Origin of the sequence: Candidatus Pelagibacter sp., assembly GCF_965262185.1 — a bacterium.
Classification (GTDB): Bacteria; Pseudomonadota; Alphaproteobacteria; order Pelagibacterales; family Pelagibacteraceae; genus Pelagibacter.
Genome location: NZ_OZ253498.1, coordinates 1,098,720 through 1,122,510 on the forward strand (window position 1 = coordinate 1,098,720; position 23,791 = coordinate 1,122,510).

General features: G+C 25.1%; 25 protein-coding genes, 1 tRNA gene, 1 rRNA gene and 1 pseudogene. 18 read left to right on the forward strand and 10 right to left on the reverse strand.

The window, feature by feature from the left end; translation table 11 throughout:
- The first annotated feature begins 1 nt into the window (after window position 1).
- From ACQY31_RS06045 to ACQY31_RS06055, 3 genes are read left to right on the forward strand one after another with little or no spacing between them, the layout of a single operon-like run.
- Complete coding sequence (locus ACQY31_RS06045; protein ID WP_428079448.1) at window positions 2-721, forward strand: hypothetical protein; 720 nt, start codon at window positions 2-4, stop codon at window positions 719-721.
- A complete protein-coding gene (locus ACQY31_RS06050; RefSeq protein WP_428079450.1) occupies window positions 718-2,142 on the forward strand; it encodes a WecB/TagA/CpsF family glycosyltransferase in 1,425 nt (474 codons plus the stop codon). Before ACQY31_RS06045 ends, ACQY31_RS06050 begins: the two co-directional genes overlap by 4 nt.
- Window positions 2,129-3,193 (forward strand): hypothetical protein, encoded by a 1,065-nt coding sequence (locus ACQY31_RS06055; RefSeq protein ID WP_428079452.1) that lies wholly within the window; start codon window positions 2,129-2,131, stop codon window positions 3,191-3,193. Before ACQY31_RS06050 ends, ACQY31_RS06055 begins: the two co-directional genes overlap by 14 nt.
- Here ACQY31_RS06055 and ACQY31_RS06060 read toward each other — a convergent pair.
- Window positions 3,159-4,661, reverse strand: a complete 1,503-nt coding sequence (locus ACQY31_RS06060) for an O-antigen ligase family protein (RefSeq protein ID WP_428079454.1) — start codon at window positions 4,659-4,661, stop codon at window positions 3,159-3,161. The genes ACQY31_RS06055 and ACQY31_RS06060 overlap by 35 nt on opposite strands.
- 50 nt (window positions 4,662-4,711) lie before the next feature.
- Here ACQY31_RS06060 and ACQY31_RS06065 point away from each other — a divergent pair, with 50 nt between their 5' ends.
- Genes ACQY31_RS06065 through ACQY31_RS06075 form a run of 3 tightly spaced genes read left to right on the forward strand, consistent with a single transcriptional unit; the run spans window position 4,712 to window position 8,917 of the window.
- Window positions 4,712-6,115, forward strand: a complete 1,404-nt coding sequence (locus ACQY31_RS06065; protein ID WP_428079456.1) for an O-antigen ligase family protein — start codon at window positions 4,712-4,714, stop codon at window positions 6,113-6,115.
- The gene (locus ACQY31_RS06070; protein ID WP_428079458.1) at window positions 6,112-7,128 is read left to right on the forward strand and encodes an MraY family glycosyltransferase; all 1,017 of its coding nucleotides are present in this window, start codon (window positions 6,112-6,114) and stop codon (window positions 7,126-7,128) included. The genes ACQY31_RS06065 and ACQY31_RS06070 overlap by 4 nt, the downstream gene beginning before the upstream one ends.
- Window positions 7,118-8,917: an O-antigen polymerase gene (locus ACQY31_RS06075; RefSeq protein WP_428079460.1), complete on the forward strand. Its 1,800-nt coding sequence runs from the start codon at window positions 7,118-7,120 to the stop codon at window positions 8,915-8,917. Before ACQY31_RS06070 ends, ACQY31_RS06075 begins: the two co-directional genes overlap by 11 nt.
- Here ACQY31_RS06075 and ACQY31_RS06080 read toward each other — a convergent pair.
- The gene (locus ACQY31_RS06080; RefSeq protein ID WP_428079462.1) at window positions 8,907-9,917 is read right to left on the reverse strand and encodes an SGNH/GDSL hydrolase family protein; all 1,011 of its coding nucleotides are present in this window, start codon (window positions 9,915-9,917) and stop codon (window positions 8,907-8,909) included. The genes ACQY31_RS06075 and ACQY31_RS06080 overlap by 11 nt on opposite strands.
- A gap of 22 nt (window positions 9,918-9,939) precedes the next feature.
- On the opposite strand from ACQY31_RS06080, the gene ACQY31_RS06085 reads away from it, so the two are divergent.
- The 12 genes and pseudogenes from ACQY31_RS06085 (at window position 9,940) to ACQY31_RS06140 (ending at window position 19,684) form a co-directional block, all read left to right on the forward strand.
- Window positions 9,940-10,635, forward strand: a complete 696-nt coding sequence (locus ACQY31_RS06085; RefSeq protein ID WP_428079465.1) for a glycosyltransferase family 2 protein — start codon at window positions 9,940-9,942, stop codon at window positions 10,633-10,635.
- Window positions 10,632-13,184, forward strand: coding sequence for an SDR family NAD(P)-dependent oxidoreductase (locus ACQY31_RS06090; protein ID WP_428079467.1), 2,553 nt, complete (start codon window positions 10,632-10,634; stop codon window positions 13,182-13,184). Before ACQY31_RS06085 ends, ACQY31_RS06090 begins: the two co-directional genes overlap by 4 nt.
- Entirely contained in the window at window positions 13,185-13,874 is a 690-nt protein-coding gene (locus ACQY31_RS06095) for a class I SAM-dependent methyltransferase (RefSeq protein WP_428079469.1), read from the forward strand.
- Window positions 13,875-13,876: 2 nt separating this feature from the next.
- Window positions 13,877-14,869 carry an NAD-dependent epimerase/dehydratase family protein gene (locus ACQY31_RS06100; protein ID WP_428079471.1) on the forward strand — a complete coding sequence of 331 codons (993 nt, stop codon included), beginning with the start codon at window positions 13,877-13,879 and terminating at the stop codon, window positions 14,867-14,869.
- A gap of 46 nt (window positions 14,870-14,915) precedes the next feature.
- Window positions 14,916-15,030: ribosomal RNA gene (gene rrf / locus ACQY31_RS06105) — 5S ribosomal RNA — on the forward strand.
- Window positions 15,031-15,040: 10 nt separating this feature from the next.
- Window positions 15,041-15,928, forward strand: coding sequence for an NAD-dependent epimerase/dehydratase family protein (locus tag ACQY31_RS06110; protein ID WP_428079473.1), 888 nt, complete (start codon window positions 15,041-15,043; stop codon window positions 15,926-15,928).
- Entirely contained in the window at window positions 15,925-16,050 is a 126-nt protein-coding gene (gene ykgO / locus ACQY31_RS06115) for a type B 50S ribosomal protein L36 (protein WP_008545413.1), read from the forward strand. Before ACQY31_RS06110 ends, ykgO begins: the two co-directional genes overlap by 4 nt.
- Window positions 16,051-16,055: 5 nt before the next feature.
- Window positions 16,056-16,166: an aa3-type cytochrome c oxidase subunit IV gene (locus ACQY31_RS06120; RefSeq protein ID WP_428079476.1), complete on the forward strand. Its 111-nt coding sequence runs from the start codon at window positions 16,056-16,058 to the stop codon at window positions 16,164-16,166.
- A gap of 9 nt (window positions 16,167-16,175) precedes the next feature.
- Window positions 16,176-17,264: a Re/Si-specific NAD(P)(+) transhydrogenase subunit alpha gene (locus ACQY31_RS06125; protein WP_428079478.1), complete on the forward strand. Its 1,089-nt coding sequence runs from the start codon at window positions 16,176-16,178 to the stop codon at window positions 17,262-17,264.
- 3 nt (window positions 17,265-17,267) lie between these two features.
- On the forward strand, window positions 17,268-17,576 hold the full coding sequence (locus ACQY31_RS06130) for a proton-translocating transhydrogenase family protein (protein ID WP_428079480.1): 309 nt from the start codon (window positions 17,268-17,270) through the stop codon (window positions 17,574-17,576).
- A 6-nt stretch (window positions 17,577-17,582) separates the two neighbouring features.
- Complete coding sequence (locus ACQY31_RS06135) at window positions 17,583-18,980, forward strand: NAD(P)(+) transhydrogenase (Re/Si-specific) subunit beta (protein WP_428079482.1); 1,398 nt, start codon at window positions 17,583-17,585, stop codon at window positions 18,978-18,980.
- Between the two features lie 5 nt (window positions 18,981-18,985).
- A pseudogene (locus ACQY31_RS06140) lies at window positions 18,986-19,684 on the forward strand (transaldolase family protein).
- Between the two features lie 6 nt (window positions 19,685-19,690).
- On the opposite strand, the gene ACQY31_RS06145 reads toward ACQY31_RS06140, so the two are convergent.
- The 8 genes from ACQY31_RS06145 to ACQY31_RS06180 all read right to left on the reverse strand — a co-directional run bounded on the left by ACQY31_RS06145 (window position 19,691) and on the right by ACQY31_RS06180 (window position 23,790).
- Window positions 19,691-19,767 (reverse strand) — tRNA-Met (locus ACQY31_RS06145).
- Between the two features lie 6 nt (window positions 19,768-19,773).
- On the reverse strand, window positions 19,774-19,968 hold the full coding sequence (rpsU, locus tag ACQY31_RS06150) for a 30S ribosomal protein S21 (protein ID WP_075521090.1): 195 nt from the start codon (window positions 19,966-19,968) through the stop codon (window positions 19,774-19,776).
- 63 nt (window positions 19,969-20,031) lie between these two features.
- Window positions 20,032-20,613, reverse strand: coding sequence for a cell cycle transcriptional regulator TrcR (locus tag ACQY31_RS06155; protein WP_428079484.1), 582 nt, complete (start codon window positions 20,611-20,613; stop codon window positions 20,032-20,034).
- Window positions 20,614-20,844, reverse strand: coding sequence for a 50S ribosomal protein L31 (gene rpmE / locus ACQY31_RS06160; RefSeq protein WP_428079486.1), 231 nt, complete (start codon window positions 20,842-20,844; stop codon window positions 20,614-20,616).
- A 35-nt stretch (window positions 20,845-20,879) separates the two neighbouring features.
- Window positions 20,880-21,620 carry an inositol monophosphatase family protein gene (locus ACQY31_RS06165; protein WP_428079488.1) on the reverse strand — a complete coding sequence of 247 codons (741 nt, stop codon included), beginning with the start codon at window positions 21,618-21,620 and terminating at the stop codon, window positions 20,880-20,882.
- A 1-nt stretch (window position 21,621) separates the two neighbouring features.
- On the reverse strand, window positions 21,622-22,182 hold the full coding sequence (gene efp / locus ACQY31_RS06170) for an elongation factor P (protein WP_428079490.1): 561 nt from the start codon (window positions 22,180-22,182) through the stop codon (window positions 21,622-21,624).
- A complete protein-coding gene (gene thiE, locus ACQY31_RS06175; protein ID WP_428079492.1) occupies window positions 22,179-22,793 on the reverse strand; it encodes a thiamine phosphate synthase in 615 nt (204 codons plus the stop codon). Before thiE ends, efp begins: the two co-directional genes overlap by 4 nt.
- On the reverse strand, window positions 22,780-23,790 hold the full coding sequence (locus ACQY31_RS06180; RefSeq protein ID WP_428079494.1) for a class I fructose-bisphosphate aldolase: 1,011 nt from the start codon (window positions 23,788-23,790) through the stop codon (window positions 22,780-22,782). Before ACQY31_RS06180 ends, thiE begins: the two co-directional genes overlap by 14 nt.
- Window position 23,791: the final 1 nt, after the last annotated feature.

Here is a 23,791-nt window from a genome sequence, read left to right on the forward strand (position 1 = left end):
TATGAAAAACAAAATAGCTATAGTTACCGTGCATGCTGGTTGCACTTATAATTTGATAAAAACAATAAAATCAATAAATTCTCAATATGTAAAACCAGATCTTCATTTAATTGTTTCTAAAAATTATGATAGTAAGATTTTATTATACAAAAAAAATTATACCAAATTTATTTTTAAAAAAGATAAGTCAATTTATAACGCCATGAATATAGGTTTAAAATATACTCAAGATTATTTTTTATTTTTTTTGAATAGTGGCGATTACTTATATTCAAAAGATTCAATAAAAATTATTAAAAGATTTATTAATTTATATAAGAACAAATGTTTAAATTTTAAAACAATATTGGAATATAAAAATAAAAGATTTTTAATAAAAGATAAGATTTTTAAAAAAAAAAATTTTCTTTCTCATCCTTCTTTCGTCCGTCCCCCAGTCAATCAAATTATTTTTTATAATGAAAATTTTAAAATTTTGTCTGATGGAATATGGATGAGAGATAATAAGTACACTTATGGTATAAAAAAAGTAAATAATATCGTTTCAGTTCATGCTCTGGGTGGGATATCAACAAATCCTACTTTTTTTTCAATTAAAGATAATTTTAAATTTTCAATAAAGTCTGGAATAAAAGAGATCATTAAGTATTTTCTTAAAATTTTTATAAAAGAAGAAAAATATTATGAAATAATTTTTAGTAAAAATTATATTTACAAATGAAGTTTTTAAATTTTTTTAATTATCGTTTATCAAATTTAAATATTAATGATTTGTTTTGTAAAATAATTGAGGATGAGAAAGATAATAATACAAAGATAATAAATTGCATGAATCCTCATTCATTTGTTATTTCTAAAAAAGATGAAAAATTTCAAGATGCTCTTTCCCATGCATATTTAAATCTAATTGATGGAGTTGGAATTAGTATTTATTTGACATTAAAAAAAATGATTAAAATTAATAGGATTACCGGATATGATTTATTTGAAAAAATAATATCTTCTAAAGAACCAAAGAAGTTTTTTTTTCTTGGTAGCACAGAAAGTAATCTTTTAAAAATAAAAAGTAGATTAAATCAAGAAAATAAGAATTGTTTAATTGAAACTTACTCACCTCCATTTGTGGAAAAATTTTCTAATGAAGAAAATGAGAAAATTATATCAAAAATTAATTTATTTAATCCTGATTATTTATTTGTTGGAATGACAGCCCCAAAACAAGAAAAATGGTCTTTTGAAAATAAAGATAAATTACATGTTAAATTTATATTTAATATTGGTGCAGTATTCGATTACTATGCTGGTAATTTTTTAAGACCATATAAAATTATAAGAAATATTGGTTTAGAATGGCTGTTCAGAGTAATTCAAAATCCTAGACTTATAAATAGAACGTTAATTTCATTTCCTAAATATTCATTATATATATTCAAAGATATTTTTAGTAGATCTCCTAAATTTGAGATTCAAATAATAGATAACATTGATATTTTAAATAATAAAATTAATAACGATGAACTATATATATTTTCAGCTTTTAATTTGGCAATGACATCAAACTTAGCATCAAATAAATTAAAAAATAAGGATGATTTTACCTATTGGTCAGATGGAATTTTTTGTAAATTTTTTAACAGAAAAATTAAAAAAATTGCAGGAAATGTTTTGTTAGAGAATATTCATTTAAATCAAAAATTTAAACAAATACATGTGATAGGAAATTTACATGATCAAGACAAAAAATTTTTAAATCAAAAATTTAAATTATTGGATGTAACTTTTACAAGTTTGCCATTTGGAGTACCTGAAGATTTAATAAAAAAAATTAAAAGTATTGATAAAAATAGCTTAATCTTACTTACTCTTTCAACACCAAAACAGGAACTACTTGCTCAAAAAATAAAATCAAAATTTAATTTTGGAAAAATTATTTGTATTGGGGGAGGTTTGTCTATTGCCTCTGGATATGAAAAAAAATGCCCTGTTATATTTGAAAAAATAGGTTTAGAATTTCTTTGGAGACTTAGAAGCGAAACAAAGAGGAGAACATTAAGAATATTAAAAGATTTAATAATTATTTTTTTTTCACTAATCACATTTCGTTTAACTAAATTTAAAATTTCTAAGTATGAAAAAGAGTAATGAAACTTATGTTTGGTGTTGTGATTTTAACAATTACAGGGGTGAAGGTATTTTAGCCAGAACTTTCATTGAATATTTATCAAAATATAAAAAAAAAATTATTATTAAAACATATGACAGAAAATATGAGTTTTTTAACAATAAATATAAAACAAGTTCTAAATTAAAGAAGAAAGCAAAAATTAATCTAAACTTATTTGAAAAATATTTATATCCAATCATAGGAATTTTATGGTTATGGAAAAAATATTTTGAAAAAAAGAATATTATATATTTAAATTTTAATCCTTTATGGAATGTAATTGTTTTTATTTTCTCACCCCCAGGCACATCATTTGGACCAATCACTGGATCTTTATATAACTCAGAAGTGAGAAATATTTCTCAAATATTGAGAAAATATTTTTTTCCAATTTTATATAAAATTGGATTATTTTTTTTATTCTTAAGAAAAGACAAACTTTTATTTTCTACAAGTTTGTTAAAAAAAATAATACCACAAAGAAAAATTAAAAAATGTATTTTTGATTTTCAAATAAATTATTACACCAAACTAACTATGAAAAATGTTAAAAAAAAAAGAATTAGTATTGATTTTATTTATTACAACAGAGATCATTCGTTAAAAAAGAAAAAAATTTTTAACAATATTTTAAAAGAAGTTTCAAAGAAATATAAAGTTATTGTTATAGGAGATTTTTTGAATGAAAATAATGTAAAAAATTTAAATTTAGTATCAAAAAAAAAAACAAACCAATTAATTCACAAATCAAAATTCACATTTGCCACACCAGAAAATATATTTTCAATGTTTACTTTGGAGTGTTTGTCATTAAATACAAAAATATTTTATGATAAAAAACAAAAAGTAATTAAGAAATTTTTTTACACTAAAAATTTAATACCTATAAATTTTGGAAATTATCAAGAGGCTATTAATAAAGTAAATATTAATTTAAGTAAAAAATATAAACCAGATAGAGTAAAATTTAATACTAAATTTTGGAAAAAAAAAATTAAGGATTTCGATAGTTATTTTCTGACATGTTAAATCTTTCAAATATAAAAACATAACATGGAATAAAAATTAACAAATCTATTCCATAACTAGAAAAACTATTTTCAAATAAACTTCTTCCAACTAGGTAACCCACTGTTATGAATGAGCTTAAAAAAAATAAATCATTAATTAAATAATTCTTTTTTTTTAAAATTAAAAGATGGATGCACATATTAAAGTATTTAAATAAGATTAATAAGTAACAGCATAAACCAACAATACCTCCACAAATTAGTGCATATATTGCCCCATTTGCAATATCCTCTCCTTGGATTAACAAATTTTTTTTTACACCGATTAAAATTCTCCTGTCATACTCTGGGCCGTTACCAAAGATAAAATCATTTTCTAAGTTTAATCCACACTGCCATTTTTTTATTCTGCCTGTTGTCAAAGCGTTTAATTTTGAAACAAATGCACTGTTGTCATTGAGTATATAGTAGCACTTATCAGGCAAACCTGTATTTAAATTAACTATTTCTTTCAAATCTCCACGTATTTCGCCTTGTAAACTAAACAATCTATTTTTTTTAAGATCACTTATGTATTCTTTTAAATCAACATTTAGTGGATTAGTACCGTCAAGAGTTTTCAATACAACAGTTTTTACAAAAATATTTGTTAACAATGGAATTAAAAATATTAAAGTAAAAATAAAAAATTTTTTTTTAAATGAGAAAGAAGATAAAAATAAAAATAATATAATTGCAACTAGTAGAGATATAAAATTTAGCCTTCCTTCATTTGCAATGATTAAATAACTTAATAAAAAAGAGGGAAAAATTAAGAAAAAATTAATTTTTTTTGAATTTAATAATAATCCGCTAAATAGAAAAATAAAAATTATGATTAATCCTCTTGATAATCCATTGCTATTAATAATTTTATTACTTCCAAATATATTTAAGTTATAGGTTGGATTTGTATAAAGGTTTCCTTTTTGAAAAAAAACCAAAAAACAAATTAAAAAAAGAAAAGACAAACTTATAAAAATAATAATTTTATAACTATTATCTAAAACTAATGATTTTAAATTACTTAAGATTAAAATTGTACAGAGTAGATTTAAAGAAAAAGTAAAATGCCATTTTAATTGTTTTTTAAAATAATTTTCATAACTTCCATAAATATTTATAGCTTCATTTTTAAAAACATCTGAAGAAAATAAGTTAATTTGAAAATTAATTGTACCAATCAAATAACTTAAAAATAAAATAAAAAAAATAATTAAATTATTATTTTTTTTCTTTATTAAGAAAAAAAACAAAATGAAATTTAATGGTAAAATTAAAATCAAAAGATTTCTGTTACTTAGTAACCACTTAAAACTAAAACTAAAGTTACTAAAATCTAAAGAAATAAATGTACCTATCGAAATCCATTGATGAACCCAAGATCCAATTACTAACAAAACTAATAGTATTGAAATATTTTTGTTCATAACAATTGAATTAGTCATATTTTTTGTCGATTATTAGCATTAAATATATATAAAATATATATTTTCACATGATAAATATTAAAAAAAATATTTTAACGAATAATCAAATTAAATACTTATCTTATTTAATTTCACTTGTACCAGCTGCTTTAATAGCTGGAGCATTTATAGCAGATTTGATAGCAAGTTTTTGTGCAATCTTTTTTTTATATATTTCTGTTAAAGAAAAATTAAAGATTATTTATAGTTATTGGATTGTAAAACTCTTAATACTTTTTTGCATTTATTTAATTTTAAAATCTATAATTAATAGTGAAGAATTTCATTCAATATTAAGATCATTTTTTTATATTAGATATGTTCTATTTAGTTTATTGATTTGCTATATTTATAATTTAAATCCAAAATTTTCTAAAATATTTTTTAAAATTCTTACTTTAACATTAATAACTTTATCAATTCACGCTTACTTAATACATTTTTTTAATTTTGATTTATTAAGAATGAATTTTAATCAAATCAATATTGAACAAAATTTTTCACTTATTTATAATCAGTGGAATGTACCTTTTGACTACAGAATCTCTGGATTGTTTTATAGTGAAAGTGTTTTAGGAAGTTATGTAGAAAAAATCTTACCAATATACCTTGGGCTTGTTTTTTTAAATAAAAAATCAGCAAAATATTATCTGTTATCAATAGTTTTTTTATTTCTAATAATAATCTCAGGAGAAAGATCATCAATAGCACTATCTATTTTATTTTTAATAACTTTTTTCTTTACTTATGAAACTAATTTAAAGGGAAAAGTTAATTTGATTTTAATTTTTCTTTTAATTTTTGTTTTTGTATTTTCAAATCCAAATTTGAAAAAAAGAATCGTTGATAATACTTTTTTTAATATAACTGAAAAAATTATTCATTTGAACCAAGATGAAGAAATTTTAAAAAAAGATGAATTAAATAAATTAAATAAAAATGATCAATTTTTCCAAAATATTTATTTATTTATTAAAGAGAAGTTAAAAATAAATATTTTTTCTTTAGGCCATCAAGGTCATTTTATATCTGCATTTAAAATATTTATTAATAATCCATTATTCGGGATAGGTATAAAAAATTTTAGATATGAATGTAAAAAACCTGAATATAAAGATATCTATAGTTGTACAACACATCCTCACAACACTTACATGCAACTTTTAGCTGAGACAGGGATAATAGGTTTTCTTTTTATATTTACTATTTTTACTTTTTTAAGTTATAAAATTTTTACAATTATTTTTTTTCGTAAAATAAGAAAGAAATTAAGCAATCACTTTAAGTGTTTTTTGTTAGGTGTTTTTATAAATTTTTGGCCATTAGTTCCAACCGGTAGTTTTTTTAACAATTGGATATCAATATGTTATTTTTTATCCTTAGGTTTTTTCTTAGGAGAAATATATAAAAATATTTCTCAAAATAAAATATGATTTTAATTCTATTATCTATAATTTTAAATTTATTAATAGTTTTAAATTATAAAAAAATATCTGAGCTTTTAGACATATACGATTATCCAGACAAAATAAGAAAAATTCATTCCAAAAAAATTCCTTTAATTGGAGGGATAATTATCTATATAAATTTTTTTTTCATATTTATATTTGTAATTTTTATTCCAGATTTTTTTGATACAAATTTAAAAAGTTTTTTTATTAAAAAATCAAATTTTATAAATCTTTTTCTTATTTCTAGTTTGATAATGTTTATGGGAATTTATGATGATAAAAAAAACTTAAATGCTTATTTAAAATTTTTAATATTAATAATCTTAACTTTCTTTTTATTAAAGTTTAATAATGATTTAATTATTCAAAGTATTTTTTTTAGCTCTATAAATTATGAAATTTATACCCATGATTATGGGATATATTTAACAATTTTGTGCTTTTTATTATTTATTAATGCCTCAAATATGTATGATGGAATAAATTTACAGCTAGGGCCATATTTTGTATTTATTTTTTTTATTTTTATTTTTAGACTAGAATTATATTTATTTTCTAGTCTTTTGTTAATTCCATTATTTATTTTTTGTTGTTTAAATTATAATGGGAAAATATTTATTGGTAATTCTGGAGCTTATTTTGTCTCCTTTTTGGTATCATCTATTTTTATTATACAAAATAATTTTACCAGTAAGATATCCACTGAGGAAATCTTTCTAATCATGTCTATGCCAGGGCTAGATATGCTTAGATTGTTTATTTATAGAATTTTTAAAAAAAAAAACCCATTTTCTCCTGACAAAAAACACTTACATCATTATATGATAAAAAATTTTAATACTAGAATTTCGCAAGTTTATATTTTTCTTATAAACATCGCTCCTTTTTGTTTTTATCAGTTATATGAATCGCTAAACATGATATTTATAACTTTAGCTGTATATATTTTGCTATATATTTTATTATTTAATAAAAAAACAAAAGATGTTAATTAGCTTTTTTTTAATTTTTTTTCTTTTAACATTGTTTCTTTCACTTGGTTTTTTTTTTCAAAAAATTTTTATTAATTCAAAAATTTCAGCAAAATTTAGTTTTTTTGAAATAGTTTTTTTTGGTATTTTTTTTCTTACATTATTAAATTTATTTTCCAATTTTTTTGTTGGTTTACATAATAAATTTTTTTTAATTATCTTATTTTTTATTTTTTTTTACACATTAATAAATTTTAGAAATTTAATTAAAAATAACATAAAAAAAGTGTTATTATTGGCATTAATTTTTTCTCCTCTTAGCACTTACATTGACTTTGGTTATGACTCAGGACTTTACCATGTTCCATATCAAGTAATTATCCAAAGTGATAAAATTATTTTTGGATTAGCAAATCTACATATGAGATATGGCTTAACTACTTCTTATAGTTATATTGCTGCTATATTATGGCATAATAATCTTTTTAATTTAGTTAGTAGCTTTTCAACAATACTATTCTCACTTTTTTTTGTTTTTATTTATGAAAAGATTAAAAATAAAAATTCTATTGATAATATTTTTGCAATTTCTGGTCTAATTACGTTTCCACTTTGGTACAGATATGCTGAGTTATCAATTTCATTAGTAGATATCTATTTTTCAATATTTTGTTATTTCGTTTTTTATTATGGTGTAAAAATTATTTTTCATGGAGATATTTATGATGATAAAATTAAAAATAAAATTTTTTTATTTTTAATATTTTTAAGTTATACAATTTCGACTAAGCCAACGGCTGTATTATTAGTAGTATTTTTATTTTTTGTAGTTATCATTAAGTACAAAATTTTCTTAAAAAACTTTTTAGAAATTTTTAAGAATAATATTTTTTCATTACTATTTTTCTTATTTTGGATTTTAAGAAATTTAATAATTACCTCTTGTTTTTTTTACCCTATAAGATCTTCATGTTTAAACTTTTCGTGGCGAACAAGCTCAATTGAAGATATTGTAGTTTCAATTAAGACTTATAATAGTATTATTTTTAGTTCTTTTTTGAATTTTATTACTGAATATCAATTATTACTTATTGGACTTATAGTTATTTTTTTAATTTTAATAATGAATTTTAAAAAATTCTTAAATCTACTATTTACAAAAAGAGAGGCAATATTACTTACTCTATCTTTAATATTTGTTATTTTTGTTCTTTATTTAGAGCCATTAAAACTTATAATTCATCTTATTCAATCAAAACAAAATGTATTATTAAAAACAATCTTTATAAAAGAAGTTATCTTTTTAATTTTATTTTATTCTCTAGGTATGCTTTTTGTTTTATTAACTTTCAAAAAGGATATCTCAATAAATAAATTATCAAATATAAATTTTTCAATTTTTGCACCTTTTTTATTTTTTATTATAAGTTTTGTAATATGGATTTTGCTTAGTCCCAACCCAAGATTAGGTCAAAATTTATTTTTACTGGTAATCCCAGCTATTTTTATTTTGCTTATAGATTTAAAAAAAGTGGTTGTTTATGATTTTAGTAAATATTTTAATATACTTCTAATTATTATTCTTTTAAAAATCTCAATTTTTGAAAATTTTACTCAAATTAACAATAGATCTATATTTTTTTTAAAAAAATCTGCACCTAAAGTGAAATTAGAAAAAAGAAAGTTTTTTGGGTATTATCCACAAAATACAGAAAATCTTTGTTGGACCGAAAAAAATTGTCATCCTTATAACGATGTTAAGATATATAAAGAAGTATTAAATTACAAATTTTTTAAAGAAGTTAAAAATTAAAATTTTGATAAGTTTTTAATTGTTTAAATAAAGCCTTACCATATATTTTATTACCATAATTATTGAAATGACCAAGATCACTAAAAAAAATATTTTCTTTTTTTTTCAAAGCTTTATCAATCTCTTTATTAGGTAGATCTAATGGTATGAAATTATTATTTTTAGCTATTAATTTCCAATATTTATTTGGACCATTTGAACTATTGTCGCAATTTACCATATAAGCATTATCAGATTTTACTAATTTTCTTATTTTTAAGAGAAGGATGTTTGTAATATCGATAGATTTTTTTTCAATTAAACTTGCATTAATATTATTGATAGGTTTATTTTTTTTATAACTTGAAAATAAAAATAATATTTTATTAAATAACCTAGACTCTCCAATTAATTTAGTTTTAAATAAATTTGCAAAAAAACTATCATAAAAAAATATTTTTTCATTTTTACCCAAATAGGGTCTTTTAAAAAATTGATTAAAATTTTTTCCAGAAGTTTCTGCTTCAAATAAATTACTTCCAAAATCATTACTACAAAATTGAAGAATAAAAAAATTGTAATCGTATTTTTTATTAATTTTTTTTAAAAGTAAAAATTCTTGAAGTGTGCTATAGCCACCTCCACCTCCAGCATAAATAGTAACATCTTTATTTGTATATTCTTTAATTTCTCTAGATAAATGAGAAAACCACATTTCATCATTCCCAGCATAAGGATCAGCTGTAAATGAATCTCCAATTATTAGGATTTTTAAATTACTATATTCTTTCCCATAAACTCTCAAACCATCTTCGTTAGTTATAAATTTTGAATAATATAAATTTCCATCCTGATCATAATTTTTATAAGTATGAAAAAAATTATATTTGAGTTTCCAACCAATTTCTTGATCACTTATGTGCCATGATGGTTTTTTAAATCTTGCAAATAACTCCAAAGAAAATATAACCATCAAAGAAAATATAAAAAATAGAAACGAAATTTTAAAAAATTTAATCATTTTTTTAAAATACTTATATTTAATGAAAAAACTATCTATTATTATTCCAGCTTATAATGAAGATAAAACTATTTTAAAGGTTCTTAATAGAGTAAATACTACTAAGAGCGACAAGATAAACTATGAAGTAATTGTTGTGGATGATGGATCTACTGATGATACAAAAAATATTTTAAATGCTAATTCTCACTTGTATGATCAATTAATTTCTAACGAAAAAAATATAGGAAAAGGAGGAGCTGTTAAGATAGGAATTGAAACTGCTACAGGGGACTATATTATTTTTCAAGATGCTGACTTAGAGTATGATCCTGAAGACATAATTAAATTCATAAATGTTTTTATTGAATTTGATGCCGATGTAATCCTTGGATCTAGATTTTCATATGACAGGTACACAAAGTCTCATAACTTTTATAATAAGATAGGTAATAAGATAATAACTATAATATTTAACCTTCTATATAACACAACATTTATGGATATTTATTCATGTTACTTGTGTTTCAAAAAAAATTTAATTATAGCTTCTGAATTAAAAACCAATGGTTTTGAGCAGCATGCAGAAATTCTTTCAAAGATTATATCAAATTCAAAAAATTATTATGAGGTGCCAATAAATTATAATGGAAGACCAATTTCAGAAGGTAAAAAAATCAGATGGTATCATATTTTTTCGGTGATAAAGGAAATTATAATAGGAAAATTTATTAAATGAAAAAAAAAATAGTTATAACAGGTGCATTGGGTTACATAGGAACAGAATTATGTAAGCTATATTCTGGTTTTAGTTGGAAGTACGAAGTTGTTGGGATTGATAATAGATTTGTATCTGAAAGAGTTAATGAATTAAAAAGAAGAAAAATTAAATTTATACAAGCAGATATTTTAAATCATGATGACATTAAACAATATATTCAAAGAGCAGATGTAGTTCATCATCTAGCAGGTATTACAGATGTGGCATATGTTAAAAAAGACTCTGACAAACAGCAAGATGAAAAGATTAAAAAAGTAGCCATTGTAGGCACTGAAAATGTTCTTAAATCAATGAATGAAAACGCTACAATAGTATTTCCTTCAACGCATGTAGTTTTTGAGGGGTTAAAAGAACCTAAAAAAGACATAGACGAAACTGAAAAAACAAGCACATTTCTTGCTTACTCATCAAGCAAGGTCGAAAATGAAAATCAAATTATAAAATCCGGCAAAAAATATGCCATTTTTAGATTGGGTTCTGTTTACGGTTTTTCAACAGATACAATGAGAATAAATATAATGCCAAATTTATTCTCAAAAATTGCATCTCAGAATGGAAAATTGAAGCTGTTTGGTGGAGGTGTTCAATTAAAAAGCTTAGTACCACTAATTGATGTGGCTAGATGTTTTAAATTTGTTGAAGAAAATGAAAAATTTGAAAGTGGTATTTATAATCTCACTAAGGAAAATACCACTGTTAAACAGGTGGCTGAAATATGTAAAAGAATTAATCCTAAAATGGAAATTAGTGAAACTGATGACGAAGTTCCTAACAAGGGATACACACTTTCAAATAAAAAATTACTTAAAACCGGTTTTAATTTTGTTAACAATTTAGAAACTTGTATTCAGGAAATGATTACAAAGTGGTCTTATGAAAAGTTTGATAAAAATTTAGAGTATACTTTTGGTGGAGTAAGAGAATTCATTGATGATAGAGGTAAAATTAGCAATTATGATTTACCAGAACCTATAAATATGATTGGTTATATCGAGTCTAAAAAAGGCACAATGAGAGCCAATCATTTCCATCCTGTGCAAGAGCAAAAATGTCTTCTTATAAAAGGTCAATTTATAAGTATTTACAAAGATTTAATTGATGAAAATGCCACTAAAGTTACACATGTTGTAAATGAGGGAGAAATGATTGTAACTCAACCTAATGTGGCTCACACGATGGTTTTTACAGAAGATACAATTTTTTTAAATTTAGTTAGAGGAGAAAGAGAGCATGAAAATTACGGAATAACTCACACAATACCTTATAAGTTTGTTGACGATGCTGAAAAAGATTTACTTAGTTCTATATACAAGTTTAATTGTAGATGTTGTGGATCAAAAAAACTTAAAAGAGTTCTTTCCTTAGGTTATCAGCCACTTGCAAATAATCTTTTAAACAATGAAAAAGAAAAAGCACAAACATACCCACTTGAGCTAAATGTTTGTGAGGAATGTTTTAATTGCCAATTATCTGTTTCTGTTAGTAGTACAGAAATGTTTTCAAATTATTTATATCAATCTTCAACAACAAAAACTTTTAGAGAACATTTTGAGTTAGCAGCAAAAAAATATGTTAAAGAATTTAATCTAGATAAAGATGCTTATATAATAGATGTTGGGAGTAATGACGGTGTAGGATTAAAACCCTTTTTAGATCTAGGCTATAAGAATATCCAAGGTATTGAGCCTGCAAAAAATTTAGCAGAAATAGCAAACAACAATGGAATTAATACATTTAACGGCTTCTTAAATGAAAAGGCAATGAATCCTATAAAAAATGGCGCAGACTTACTCTTAGCATCAAACGTATTCGCGCACGCCGATGATTTAAAATCAATGGCAGAGTCAATGAAAAAATTAATTAAACCTGAGGGAAAAATAATTATAGAAGTCCAATATCTTCTTAATACAATTAAAGACCTTACTTTTGATAATATTTATCACGAGCATACAAATTATTGGTCTTTATTTACATTAAATAAGTTCTTAAGAGATCTGGATCTTTTTATTTTTAAAGTAGAAAGAATAAATACGCATGGAGGATCTATAAGAGTTTATGTTTCTCAAAATAAAGATATGAAAATTGATGTTTCAGTAGAAAATATGATTAAAGATGAAGAAAAATATGGATTAAAAAAATTATCTACTTACATCAACTTTGGTAAAAAAATTCAGAATTTAAAAAAACAAGTCTTAGAAAATCTAAAACTTTTGAAAATTAAAAATAAAAATATTATTGGTTATGGAGCACCTGCAAAAGCAACAACGGCTTTGAATTTTTTTAACATTAAGGATGAAATAAATTATATTATTGAGGACAACCATCTTAAACATGGAAAATATTTGCCTGGAGTAAATATTAAAATTTTATCAAAAAAAGATGTTAAATTAAAAGATCCAACAGTTTTAGTTTTAGCTTGGAATTTTTTTGAAGAGATTAAAAAAAATAATAAGGATTTATCTTCTAAATTCATTTCAATAAAAGATTTAGAGCAAGAAAAAATTTAAGTGAGAAACTCTCAAATTAAAATAAATTATGGTAGAAATTTTTTAAATTTAAATTTTTTATATTCATTTTTAACCAAAAAAAAAAGAGATGAAATTTATAAAATTTTAACAAAGTTTTATAAGATTAATAAAAAAACAAAACTTTTAGATGTTGGTACAACCCCTTCAATAGCCAAACATGAGAATATTTTATTAAGTAAAAGTAAATGGAAAAAAAATATAACCTGTCTCTCAAATCAGAAACTTAATAGTTTAAAGAAATTGTATCCCGACGTAAGATTTTGCAAAGGTGATGCTAGGAAAATGAAATTTAAAAAAAATTCTTTTGATTTAGTTTTTTCCTCTGCAACAATTGAACACGTTGGATCATTTAAAAATCAGGTAAAGTTTTTAAATGAATGCTATAGAGTAACAAATAAAATTTCTTTTATTACAACTCCTAACAGGAATTATCCTATAGACTTTCATACTCGTTTGCCTTTAATTCACCTCTTACCAAAAAAAATTCACAGAAACATTTTAAATTTTTTTGGCGAGAAATATTTATCTAAAGAAAGTAATTTAAATTTATTAACAGAAAATGATTTAATAAATATTTGTAAAAAAAATCATATAAATAATTTTAAGATAATTAAAATTAAATTATTTTTTTTTGTGTCAAATCTAATCTTGATTATGTATAAAAATTAATTATGAGATATTTAGTTTGTGGTGCTGGAGGATTTATTGGAGGTCATTTAGCATCCTATTTGATGAGTAAAGGTCATGAAGTAGTATGTGCTGATATAAAACCATTAGAATTTTGGTTTCAGATTTTTGATAAAAATCAGAATTATAGTTTAGATCTTAAAGAAAAAGACAATTGCTTGAAAGTAACAAAAAACATTGATTATATTTTCAATATGGCATGCAACATGGGAGGTATGGGTTTTATAGAAAATAATAAAGCTGAATGTATGTTATCAGTTTTGATTAATACAAATCTTTTAAGAGCATCAATTGAAAATAAAGTAAAAAAATATTTTTTTTCCTCTAGCGCATGTGTTTATAATGGTTCCAAACAGGCTGAGGTTTTCATCAAAGGTTTAAAAGAAATAGATGCATATCCAGCAGATCCAGAGGATGGTTATGGATGGGAGAAGCTTTTCAGTGAGAGAATGTGTCGTCATTTCAGAGAAGATTTTGGACTGGATACTAAGATAGTTAGATATCACAATGTTTTTGGTCCTCAAGGTACATTTGATGGAGGCAGAGAAAAAGCACCAGCAGCTTTATGTAGAAAAATAATTAATGCAAAACTGAATAATAAAAAAGATATCGAAGTATGGGGAGATGGAAATCAAACTAGAAGTTTTTTATATATAGACGATTGTATAGATGGCACAATGCAGGTTTTTGAAAATAGTAGCTCTGATGTTTTTAATGTTGGAAGCGAGGAGCAAGTTTCTATTAATCAGATGATAGAAGTTATTGAAAATATTGCCGACTATAAAGTAAATAAAATATATCTAAGAGATAAACCTTTGGGCGTTAGAGGCAGATCTAGTGATAATTCATTTATTCAAAAAAAAATAGGTTGGAGTCCAAAATTGAATTTGTCTCAAGGTTTAGAAAAAACATACGCCTGGATATTCAATCAAATAACTAACCCAATAAATACTGAAAAATTTACTAGATCTTATTAGTTATAAAACGATTGATTATATAAAAAAAATCTATATAAGCTTGTGGCCTGGTGATTATAGCGTAGGTGTAATACCCGATCCCATTCCGAACTCGGAAGTCAAGCCCTTCAGCGCCAATGGTACTTTGTCTTAAGACACGGAAGAGTAGGACATTGCCAGGCTTTAATCTAAATGAAAAACTTCTTATTGATAACTGGTGGTGCAGGTTTTGTTGGTTCAAATTTGATTGAATATTTAATTAAAAATACAAACAAAAAAATTATAAGTTTAGATAATTATTCAACTGGATCAAAAAAAAATCATATAAATAACAAGAATATAAAATATTTAAAAGGTGATACAAAAAATATTAAAAAAATACTTAATAGATATAGAAAAAAAATTCATTCCGTATTTCATTTTGGTGAGTTCTCTAGAATATATCAAAGTTTTCAAAAATTTGACATGTGTTATGATTCAAACACTGTAGGCACAAAAGAAGTTTTTAAGTTTTGCTTAGAAAATAATATAAAACTAATTTATTCAGCTACATCAGCAAGTCTTGGAAATTTTGGCAAAGATAAGCATCTATCTCCATATGCATTTACTAAGTCAAAAAATCTTGAATTATTAGAAAATCTAAAAAAATGGTTCAAATTAAAATTTGAGGTAATTTATTTTTACAATGTATACGGCCCAAGACAGATTATGGTTGGAGATATGGCAACTGTTATAGGAATATTTGAATATTTGTATAAACGAAAAAAACCTTTAACTGTTGTGAGACCTGGAACTCAAACTAGAAGATTCACTCATATATCAGATACAATTGAAACTTGTTTTAAGGCATGGAAAGATAATAAATGCAAGCATTACAGTATAACTAACAAGCAAAAATATTCTATAATTCAGGTGGCAAGAATGTTTAACCGTAATATTACATATCTAAAGGCCAGAAAAGGAGAAAGATATGCTTCAGCTTTGACCAAAATTTACCAAAACAATCACATAATTCAAAAATATGGAAAAATAAAATTGAAAGATTATATAAGTTCGTTTATTAAGTGTACCAAATTATGAAAATAAAAAGTTCTTTAAAATCAATTAAAAAAAGAGATTTAAACTCTAAACTTGTTAGAAGAAGAGGGAGAGTTTACGTGATTAACAAAACAAATCCAAAATTTAAAGCAAGACAAAAATAATTTTTATGGATAACGAAAACCATAAAAATACCTGGAACAACTTTACTAAATTTGTACTGTGGGGAACTGCCGCTGTTATATGTGTTTTGGTATTAATGGCAATATTCTTATTGTAAGGTTCCTATATGAAAATAGGATCCATTCTAGAAAATCAAAAAATTGAAAAAAGAATAGCAATAACACCAGAGATTGTAAAAAAATACACCTCTCTTGGATTTGAGGTTAATTTAAGTAAAAATTATGGTTCTCATCTTGGTATTAAAGATGAACATTATAAAGATGTGGGTGTTAATATGTTTAAAGATGAAAAAGAGGTATTAAGTTCTTCTGACATAATTGTTCAACTTGGTATGTTGTCTGAAGATAAAACTCCAAATATTTCGGAAAACAAAACAATAATTGGGGTTTTAAATCCATATAATAATAAAGAGAAATTAGAAAATTTAGCGAAAAAAAAAATTAATCTTTTTTCTCTAGAATTGCTTCCTAGAATTACTAGAGCTCAATCAATGGATATATTGTCTTCTCAAGCAAATTTAGCTGGTTATAAAGCTGTTATAGAATCTTTCGCAAATTTTGAAAAAGCAATACCAATGATGATGACAGCAGCAGGGACTATACCAGCTGCAAAGGTTTTGGTAGTTGGTGCTGGTGTTGCTGGACTTCAGGCAATTGCAACTGCAAAAAGGATGGGTGCTATTGTATTTGCCACTGATGTAAGAATGGCATCAAAGGAACAAGTTGAAAGTTTGGGTGGTAAATTTTTAACTGTTGAAGATTCAGAAAATTTAGAAACTGAGGGTGGTTATGCAAAAGAAGTTTCAGAAGATTTCAAAAAAAAACAAGAAGAACTCCTATCAGAAACTTTAAAAAAAATCGATATTGTAATTTGTACAGCGTTGATACCAGGTAAAAAAGCTCCTTTAATTATAAAAGATAATATGATTAAAAATATGCAAAGTGGTTCTGTTATATATGACTTAGCAGCAATTCAGGGAGGGAATACTGCATTTACAGAGGTAGATAAAATTATTGAAAAAAATGGAATTAAGATAATGGGAGAAAGCAATATTTTGAATAAGTTACCTATTTCAGCATCAAATTTGTATGCAAAAAATGTATTTAATTTTGTTGATAATTTATTTGATAAAGATAACAAAAAGATAAATATCAATCTAGAAGATGAAATTATAGAAAAGACATTAATAAAATAAATTATGGAAATAGATCCTTTAATATTCAGATTAAGTATATTTATCCTTTCAATATTTGTTGGATATTATGTAGTATGGAGTGTTACTCCTTCATTACACACACCTTTAATGTCTGTTACCAACGCAATTTCTTCTGTAATTATAGTGGGAGCAATTATTGCAGGTCTGTCAGGAAACTCTGAAAGTGTATTTAACATATCAAGTATTTTTGGTTTTTTAGCTATAGCTTTAGCAGCAATCAATATTTTTGGAGGATTTCTTGTAACTCAAAGAATGTTAGCAATGTATAAAAAAAAGAAAAAGGATAAATAAGTAAGAATGCTATCGGCTAACCTATCTGCAATTTTTTATTTAGTTTCAGGTGTATTATTCATTCTTGCTTTAAGGGGTTTATCTTCACCCGAAACATCTAGACAAGGAAATTTGTTTGGTATTTTAGGAATGATTATTGCTATAACAGTAACATTTTTATCCATTAGTAATTTTTCAACTGGTTTTATATTTGTATTAATATTTATCTCAGTAGGTGGATCGATAGGTGCATTTATAGCTTACAGAATACCAATGACAGCTATGCCAGAATTAGTTGCTGGGTTTCATAGCCTTGTGGGTCTGGCTGCAGTATTTGTTGCAATTGCAGCTTTTTTAAATCCTGAAGCATTTAACCTTGGCACAGTAGGTAGCATAAAACTGGGTAGCTTGATTGAAATGTCAATTGGTGCTGCGGTTGGAGCAATAACTTTCTCAGGCTCAGTTATTGCATTTTTAAAGTTACAAGGGATCATGTCAGGTTCACCAATCACATTTAAAGGACAACATCCTTTAAATGCGATTATTTTGATTTCAATAATTGTTTTAATTTACTTATTATGCTCAACTCAATCATCTAATTTATTTTGGATACTTTTAGCTGTCTCTTTTTTAATTGGATTTCTTTTAATTATCCCAATTGGTGGAGCTGATATGCCGGTAGTTATTTCTATGTTAAATTCTTATTCAGGGTGGGCAGCAGCAGGTATTGGATTTACTCTAGAAAATACAGCTTTAATAATCACTGGAGCGCTAGTCGGTTCATCAGGTGCAATACTTTCATATATTATGTGTAAAGGTATGAATCGTTCATTCTTTAATGTTATTTTGGGAGGGTTTGGAGCCACAGAGGAAACTTCAGGTAAATCAAATAAAGAACAGAGACCAGTTAAAAGTGGAAATGCAGATGATGCAGCTTTTTTAATGAAAAATGCTTCATCAGTAATTATAGTTCCTGGTTATGGGATGGCTGTAGCCCAAGCACAACATGCACTTAGAGAAATGGTCGATACACTTAAGAAAAATGATATTAAAGTATCTTACGCAATACACCCAGTTGCAGGAAGAATGCCTGGTCATATGAATGTTTTATTAGCTGAGGCAAACGTGCCGTATGATGAAGTTTTTGAATTAGAGGAAATAAATAACGACTTTGCAAATGCGGATGTAGCATTTGTAATTGGTGCAAATGATGTAACTAATCCAGTAGCAAAAACAGACCCTCAAAGTCCAATTTATGGAATGCCTGTTTTAGATGTGGAAAAATGTAAGTCAGTGTTATTCGTAAAAAGAAGTCTGTCCCCTGGATATGCAGGAATTGATAATGATTTATTTTATAAAGAAAATACATTAATGTTATTTGCAGATGCAAAAAAAATGACAGAGGATATTACAAAGAATTTATAGTTTTAATGAACACAAAAATTTTTTGCGATATTGCAGATATATCTTTAATAAAAATATTTAATAAAAAACAAATTGTAAAAGGTTTTACAACAAATCCAAGCTTAATGAGAAAAGCTGGAGCAAAAGATTATAAATCATACTCTAAACAAATACTTAAAGTTTGTAAGAACAAACCAATTTCTTTTGAAGTGTTTGCTGATGATCAAAAATCAATGATTGAACAAGGTAAAGAAATAAATACATGGGGGAAAAATGTATACGTCAAAGTTCCAGTAGTTAACTCAAAAAATAAGTTTTCAGGTAAAGTAATTAAAGAGCTAAATAGTAAAAAAATTTAGCTGAATATAACAGCGGTATATACATCTAAACAAACTGCAAAAATACTTAAAGTAATAAATAAAAAAACAAATGTAATTATATCTATTTTTGCAGGAAGAGCAGGAAATGTTGGTAAAGATCCAATCCCTGAATTTGTTAAAAGTATAAAACTAGCGAAGAAATTTAGAAATGTAGAGATCTTATGGGCTAGTGTTAGAGAACCTTATAATTATTTACAAGCTAAAGAATTGGGATGTCATTTAATTACCATTCCACCAACATTGATTGAAAAAATTGAGAAATTTGGAAAATCCTCTAGCCAGCTAACTGTTAAAACAGTCAAAGCATTTCTAATTGATAGTAAAAAATCTAATTTTAAATTATAGTTGATTTGGTTGCGGGGGACGGATTTGAACCGCCGACCTTCAGGTTATGAGCCTGACGAGCTACCAGACTGCTCCACCCCGCGATATATCTAAATTCTATTTTTAAGTTTGTTTAATTTTTTAACTCTTTTAATATTTTCTTGAAGAATTCTTTTTTTCTTTTCAGACGGTTTTTCGTAAGTATTTTTTAATTTAATAATTTTAAAGAAACCGTCTCTTTGAAGTTTTCTCTTTAAAACTCTTAATGCTTGTTCAACATTATTATCTTTAACTTCTATTTTAATAACTACCTCCAAAAAAATGGTTTGTTATCACTTTTATCAATTTATGTCTATTAATTTTGATCATTATACACTTGTTTGATTTACTTTATTTTGTTTCTCTTTTTCCTTTTTCTCTCTCTTAATTCTTCTTTCAGCTTTTTCTATTGCTTCTATTAGGTCTTTTTGAGAAAATAAATTTAATGCCACAGGATCTTTCGGGTTAAGGTTATTGTAATTCCAATAACTTTTATTTCTTATAGAGGTTACAGAATTTTTTGTAATTCCAACTAATTTAGCTATTTGAGAATCTTTCAAAATATTATGTTGTCTGATAAGCCACAAAGCAGAGTCTGGCTTGTCTTGTCTTTTTGAAAGAGGGATATACTTTTTAATTTTCTTTTCATCATTTGAAATTTCAATATCACTACTGTTGATTTGTAATGGTCTACTTTCATCTTTAGATGATAATTCTATTTCTTCTCTTGAAAGTTGTCCTGAAATAATTGGATTATAAGCTTTAATTCCTTTTGCAACCTCTCCATCTGCTATACCTTGTATCTCTATCTCATGTAGTTTACAAAAATCTGCAATTTGTTTAAATGTTAGAGATGTGTTTTCTACTAACCATACGGCTGTAGCCATAGGCATTAAAGGTGCATTTGACATTTAATTTTTCGTTTCTGATTTAAAGTTTTGAAATTTTTTGTTAAATTTACTTATTCGACCTTTATCCATTAATTTCTGTTTTCCACCTGTCCAAGCAGCATGTGATTTTGGATCAATTTCAAGTTTAAGCAAATCACCTTCAGCACCCCAAGTTGATTTTGTTTTAAATTGTGTACCGTCAGTCATTTCGACTTTAATAGTATGATAGTCTGGATGAATATTTTTTTTCATGTCGTGACTTATAGCAAAAGAATTTTTTAAAACAATTAAAAGTTAACTAATTTTTGAAGCATTTTATCATTAATTGCACTACTTGAAGCTCTGATATCAATATTTTTTATGTCAAATTTGTTAATTTCATTAACTATTCCACCAGCCTCTTTAACCATTAAAGCACCAGCTGCTACATCCCAAATATTAATTTTATTATGAAAAAAACCATCAAGTCTGCCAGAAGCTACGTATGCAAGATCAAGCGCTGCACAACCGCTACATCTCATATTTAAATCACTTAATTTTGCACCTTCATGGTTACTTGAGAATAAACAATCTTCAGTAGAATTTTTTTTAGAAACTCTTAGTCGTTGATTGTTTAAATATGCTCCCTTATTTTTTTCAGAAAAAAACATTTCATCTTTTATTGGGTCAAAAATTAATCCACTTATAATTTCGCTGTTAGAGACATGTGCAATGCAAATAGCAAAATGAGGAATTCCATGAAGAAAATTAGTAGTCCCATCTATTGGGTCTATAATCCAAAAATTTTCTTTGTCTTTATTATTTATCTTACCAGTTTCTTCTGTAATGAATGAGTAATTTTTTTTTGATTTAGATAATTCTTCAATTAAAATTTTTTCTACATTTTGATCTGTTTTTGTAACAAAATCGTAAGGGCCTTTTCTAGAAACTTGTAATTTTTCTACTTCACCAAAATCTCTGATCACAGATTTAGATGCTTTTTCAGCAGCCTTTATCATTAAATTAAGATTTGAAGAAATTGATATCATTTCAAATCTTTTTTACATACTCTAAATTTCTAGTATCAACAATGACTTCATCACCTGCCTCTATAAATGGTGGAACTTGAATATTTAAACCATTGTCTAGAGTTGCTGGCTTGTAAGAGGAGGACACAGTTTGACCTTTTAGAGCTGCATCAGTAGTTTCTATTTTACACTGTACCTGATTTGGTAATTCAACTGAAATTGGATTTTCATTATAAAAACTTACAGATACTTCAAGATTTTCAGTTAATAATTTACCTTGTTCCCCAATAATTTCTTTTTTAATTTCAGTTTGTTCAAAAGTTTTTGGTTCCATAAAAAAATAATTAGAATCATCTTCATACATATAATTATATTTATTCTCATCTAGTGATGCTTTTTCTACAGTTTCACTAGATCTAAATCTTTCATTTAGTTTGGTATTTTTACCAACACTTTTCATTTCTACTTGTGCAAATGCACCACCTTTTCCAGGTTTTACATGTTGTGTTTTTAGAACTTGCCAAAGATCATTTTTATATTCTAAAAGCATCCCAACTCTAATTTCACTTGCATTTATTTTCATATTAAACTTTCTATAGCTTCTGTAGGTTTGTATTTTTTATTGTTCCAAATATAGCCTGAGATAGCTAAAAAATTTGCATTGTTCAATAAAAGTTTTTTATAGTTCTCATTTGTTATTCCACCTATAGCTACAATGGGAATATTTGTTAATTTCTTTACTTTATTTAAAGTTTTTATTTTGGATTTATATTTAGTTTTTTTTGTTTTTGTTGAAAAAAAAGCGCCAAATGCAATGTAATTAGCTTTATTTTTTATTGCCTCTTTTGCTAGTTTAACTGAGTTATTACACGTTATTCCAATAATCTTTTTTCCAATTATCTTCTTGGCATCTTTAATATTCATATCTGTCTGTCCTAAATGACATCCATCAGCATTTAATATTTTAACGAGAATTGGATCATCATTAACAATAAATTTTACATTATTTTTTTTACATATTTGTTTGATTTTTTTTCCTATTAAAATTTTTTTTTTAAAAGAGTATTTTTTAAATCTCATTTGAAAGAAACTTATTTTATCTGATTTTAATACCCCATTGAGTATTTTATAAAAATTCTTTGTTATTCTATTTGGAGAGATAAGATAAATAAATTTTTTTTTATTTATTCTCAAGATCGATTGTCCATTTTCCTTGAGCAGCTAAAGTACACATTCTAGCTCTATGGTTAAATACATCCTGTGTTTCGTTAATTTTACTGATATTTTTAGACCAAAATTTAAGAGCACTCTGTTGTAAGGCTCTACCATATGAATAGGTCATTATAAAATTTGTATTATTATTTTTGCTAATTAAATTTAAATTCTTTGTTGCCTCTACTTCAGATTGCCCCCCTGACAAGAAAGCAATTCCTGGTACTTCTGTTGGTACTGAATTTTTAAGACATTCAAGTGTTTTGTCTGAAACTTCTTCATTGGAGATTTTGTTTTTTGAATTACTTCCAGCTAAAATCATATTTGGTTTTAAAATAATCCCTGATAAATCAATTCTGTGTAGAATTAATTCTTCAAAGCATTTTTTTATAACTTCTGAGGTTTTTTTTAAACATTCATCTGCATCATGATCACCATCCATCAAAACTTCTGGCTCTACTATAGGAACCATCTCACACTCCTGAACTAATGCAGCATATCTTGCAAGTGCATGAGCATTAGAATGAATTGCAAGTTTGCTAGGATAGTTATTGCTTATTGAATAAACACCTCTCCATTTTGTAAATCTGGCACCAAGCTCATAGTATTTTTTTAATCTTTCTCTTAGCCCGTCTAGCCCTTCTGTAATTTTTTCCTCTGGAGAGTTTGCTAAATTTTTTGCACCTGTATCTACTTTAATTCCTGGGACTGCTCCACTAGCAGAGATTAATTCAGGAATTGATTTACCCAAACTTGAAATTTGGTTTATCGTTTCATCGTATAAGATCACACCACCGATACAATCTTTCATACTTTCTGAACTAAAAAGTGTTTCTCTAAAAGCAAGTCTGTTTTTTGTTGTAGATTCAACATTAACAGCATCAAGTCTTTTTGTCATAGTTCCGTTACTTTCATCTGCTGCAAGTATTCCTTTGCCATTTGAAAGTATTTTAAGAGCTATTTGATTTAGTTCTGACATA

What these genes read in the sequence shown, in the direction of transcription:
- ACQY31_RS06045 (WP_428079448.1), top strand. Translation starts at nt 2, where the DNA reads ATGAAAAACAAAATAGCTATAGTTACCGTGCATGCTGGTTGCACTTAT.
- ACQY31_RS06165 (WP_428079488.1), bottom strand. Translation starts at nt 21,620, where the DNA reads ATGATATCAATTTCTTCAAATCTTAATTTAATGATAAAGGCTGCTGAA.
- ACQY31_RS06155 (WP_428079484.1), bottom strand. Translation starts at nt 20,613, where the DNA reads ATGTCAAATGCACCTTTAATGCCTATGGCTACAGCCGTATGGTTAGTA.
- ACQY31_RS06055 (WP_428079452.1), top strand. Translation starts at nt 2,129, where the DNA reads ATGAAAAAGAGTAATGAAACTTATGTTTGGTGTTGTGATTTTAACAAT.
- ACQY31_RS06090 (WP_428079467.1), top strand. Translation starts at nt 10,632, where the DNA reads ATGAAAAAAAAAATAGTTATAACAGGTGCATTGGGTTACATAGGAACA.
- ACQY31_RS06120 (WP_428079476.1), top strand. Translation starts at nt 16,056, where the DNA reads ATGGATAACGAAAACCATAAAAATACCTGGAACAACTTTACTAAATTT.
- ACQY31_RS06125 (WP_428079478.1), top strand. Translation starts at nt 16,176, where the DNA reads ATGAAAATAGGATCCATTCTAGAAAATCAAAAAATTGAAAAAAGAATA.
- ACQY31_RS06065 (WP_428079456.1), top strand. Translation starts at nt 4,712, where the DNA reads ATGATAAATATTAAAAAAAATATTTTAACGAATAATCAAATTAAATAC.
- ACQY31_RS06180 (WP_428079494.1), bottom strand. Translation starts at nt 23,790, where the DNA reads ATGTCAGAACTAAATCAAATAGCTCTTAAAATACTTTCAAATGGCAAA.
- ACQY31_RS06085 (WP_428079465.1), top strand. Translation starts at nt 9,940, where the DNA reads ATGAAAAAACTATCTATTATTATTCCAGCTTATAATGAAGATAAAACT.
- efp (WP_428079490.1), bottom strand. Translation starts at nt 22,182, where the DNA reads ATGAAAATAAATGCAAGTGAAATTAGAGTTGGGATGCTTTTAGAATAT.
- ykgO (WP_008545413.1), top strand. Translation starts at nt 15,925, where the DNA reads ATGAAAATAAAAAGTTCTTTAAAATCAATTAAAAAAAGAGATTTAAAC.
- ACQY31_RS06135 (WP_428079482.1), top strand. Translation starts at nt 17,583, where the DNA reads ATGCTATCGGCTAACCTATCTGCAATTTTTTATTTAGTTTCAGGTGTA.
- ACQY31_RS06075 (WP_428079460.1), top strand. Translation starts at nt 7,118, where the DNA reads ATGTTAATTAGCTTTTTTTTAATTTTTTTTCTTTTAACATTGTTTCTT.
- ACQY31_RS06100 (WP_428079471.1), top strand. Translation starts at nt 13,877, where the DNA reads ATGAGATATTTAGTTTGTGGTGCTGGAGGATTTATTGGAGGTCATTTA.
- ACQY31_RS06060 (WP_428079454.1), bottom strand. Translation starts at nt 4,661, where the DNA reads ATGACTAATTCAATTGTTATGAACAAAAATATTTCAATACTATTAGTT.
- ACQY31_RS06080 (WP_428079462.1), bottom strand. Translation starts at nt 9,917, where the DNA reads ATGATTAAATTTTTTAAAATTTCGTTTCTATTTTTTATATTTTCTTTG.
- ACQY31_RS06130 (WP_428079480.1), top strand. Translation starts at nt 17,268, where the DNA reads ATGGAAATAGATCCTTTAATATTCAGATTAAGTATATTTATCCTTTCA.
- ACQY31_RS06050 (WP_428079450.1), top strand. Translation starts at nt 718, where the DNA reads ATGAAGTTTTTAAATTTTTTTAATTATCGTTTATCAAATTTAAATATT.
- ACQY31_RS06070 (WP_428079458.1), top strand. Translation starts at nt 6,112, where the DNA reads ATGATTTTAATTCTATTATCTATAATTTTAAATTTATTAATAGTTTTA.
- rpmE (WP_428079486.1), bottom strand. Translation starts at nt 20,844, where the DNA reads ATGAAAAAAAATATTCATCCAGACTATCATACTATTAAAGTCGAAATG.
- ACQY31_RS06110 (WP_428079473.1), top strand. Translation starts at nt 15,041, where the DNA reads ATGAAAAACTTCTTATTGATAACTGGTGGTGCAGGTTTTGTTGGTTCA.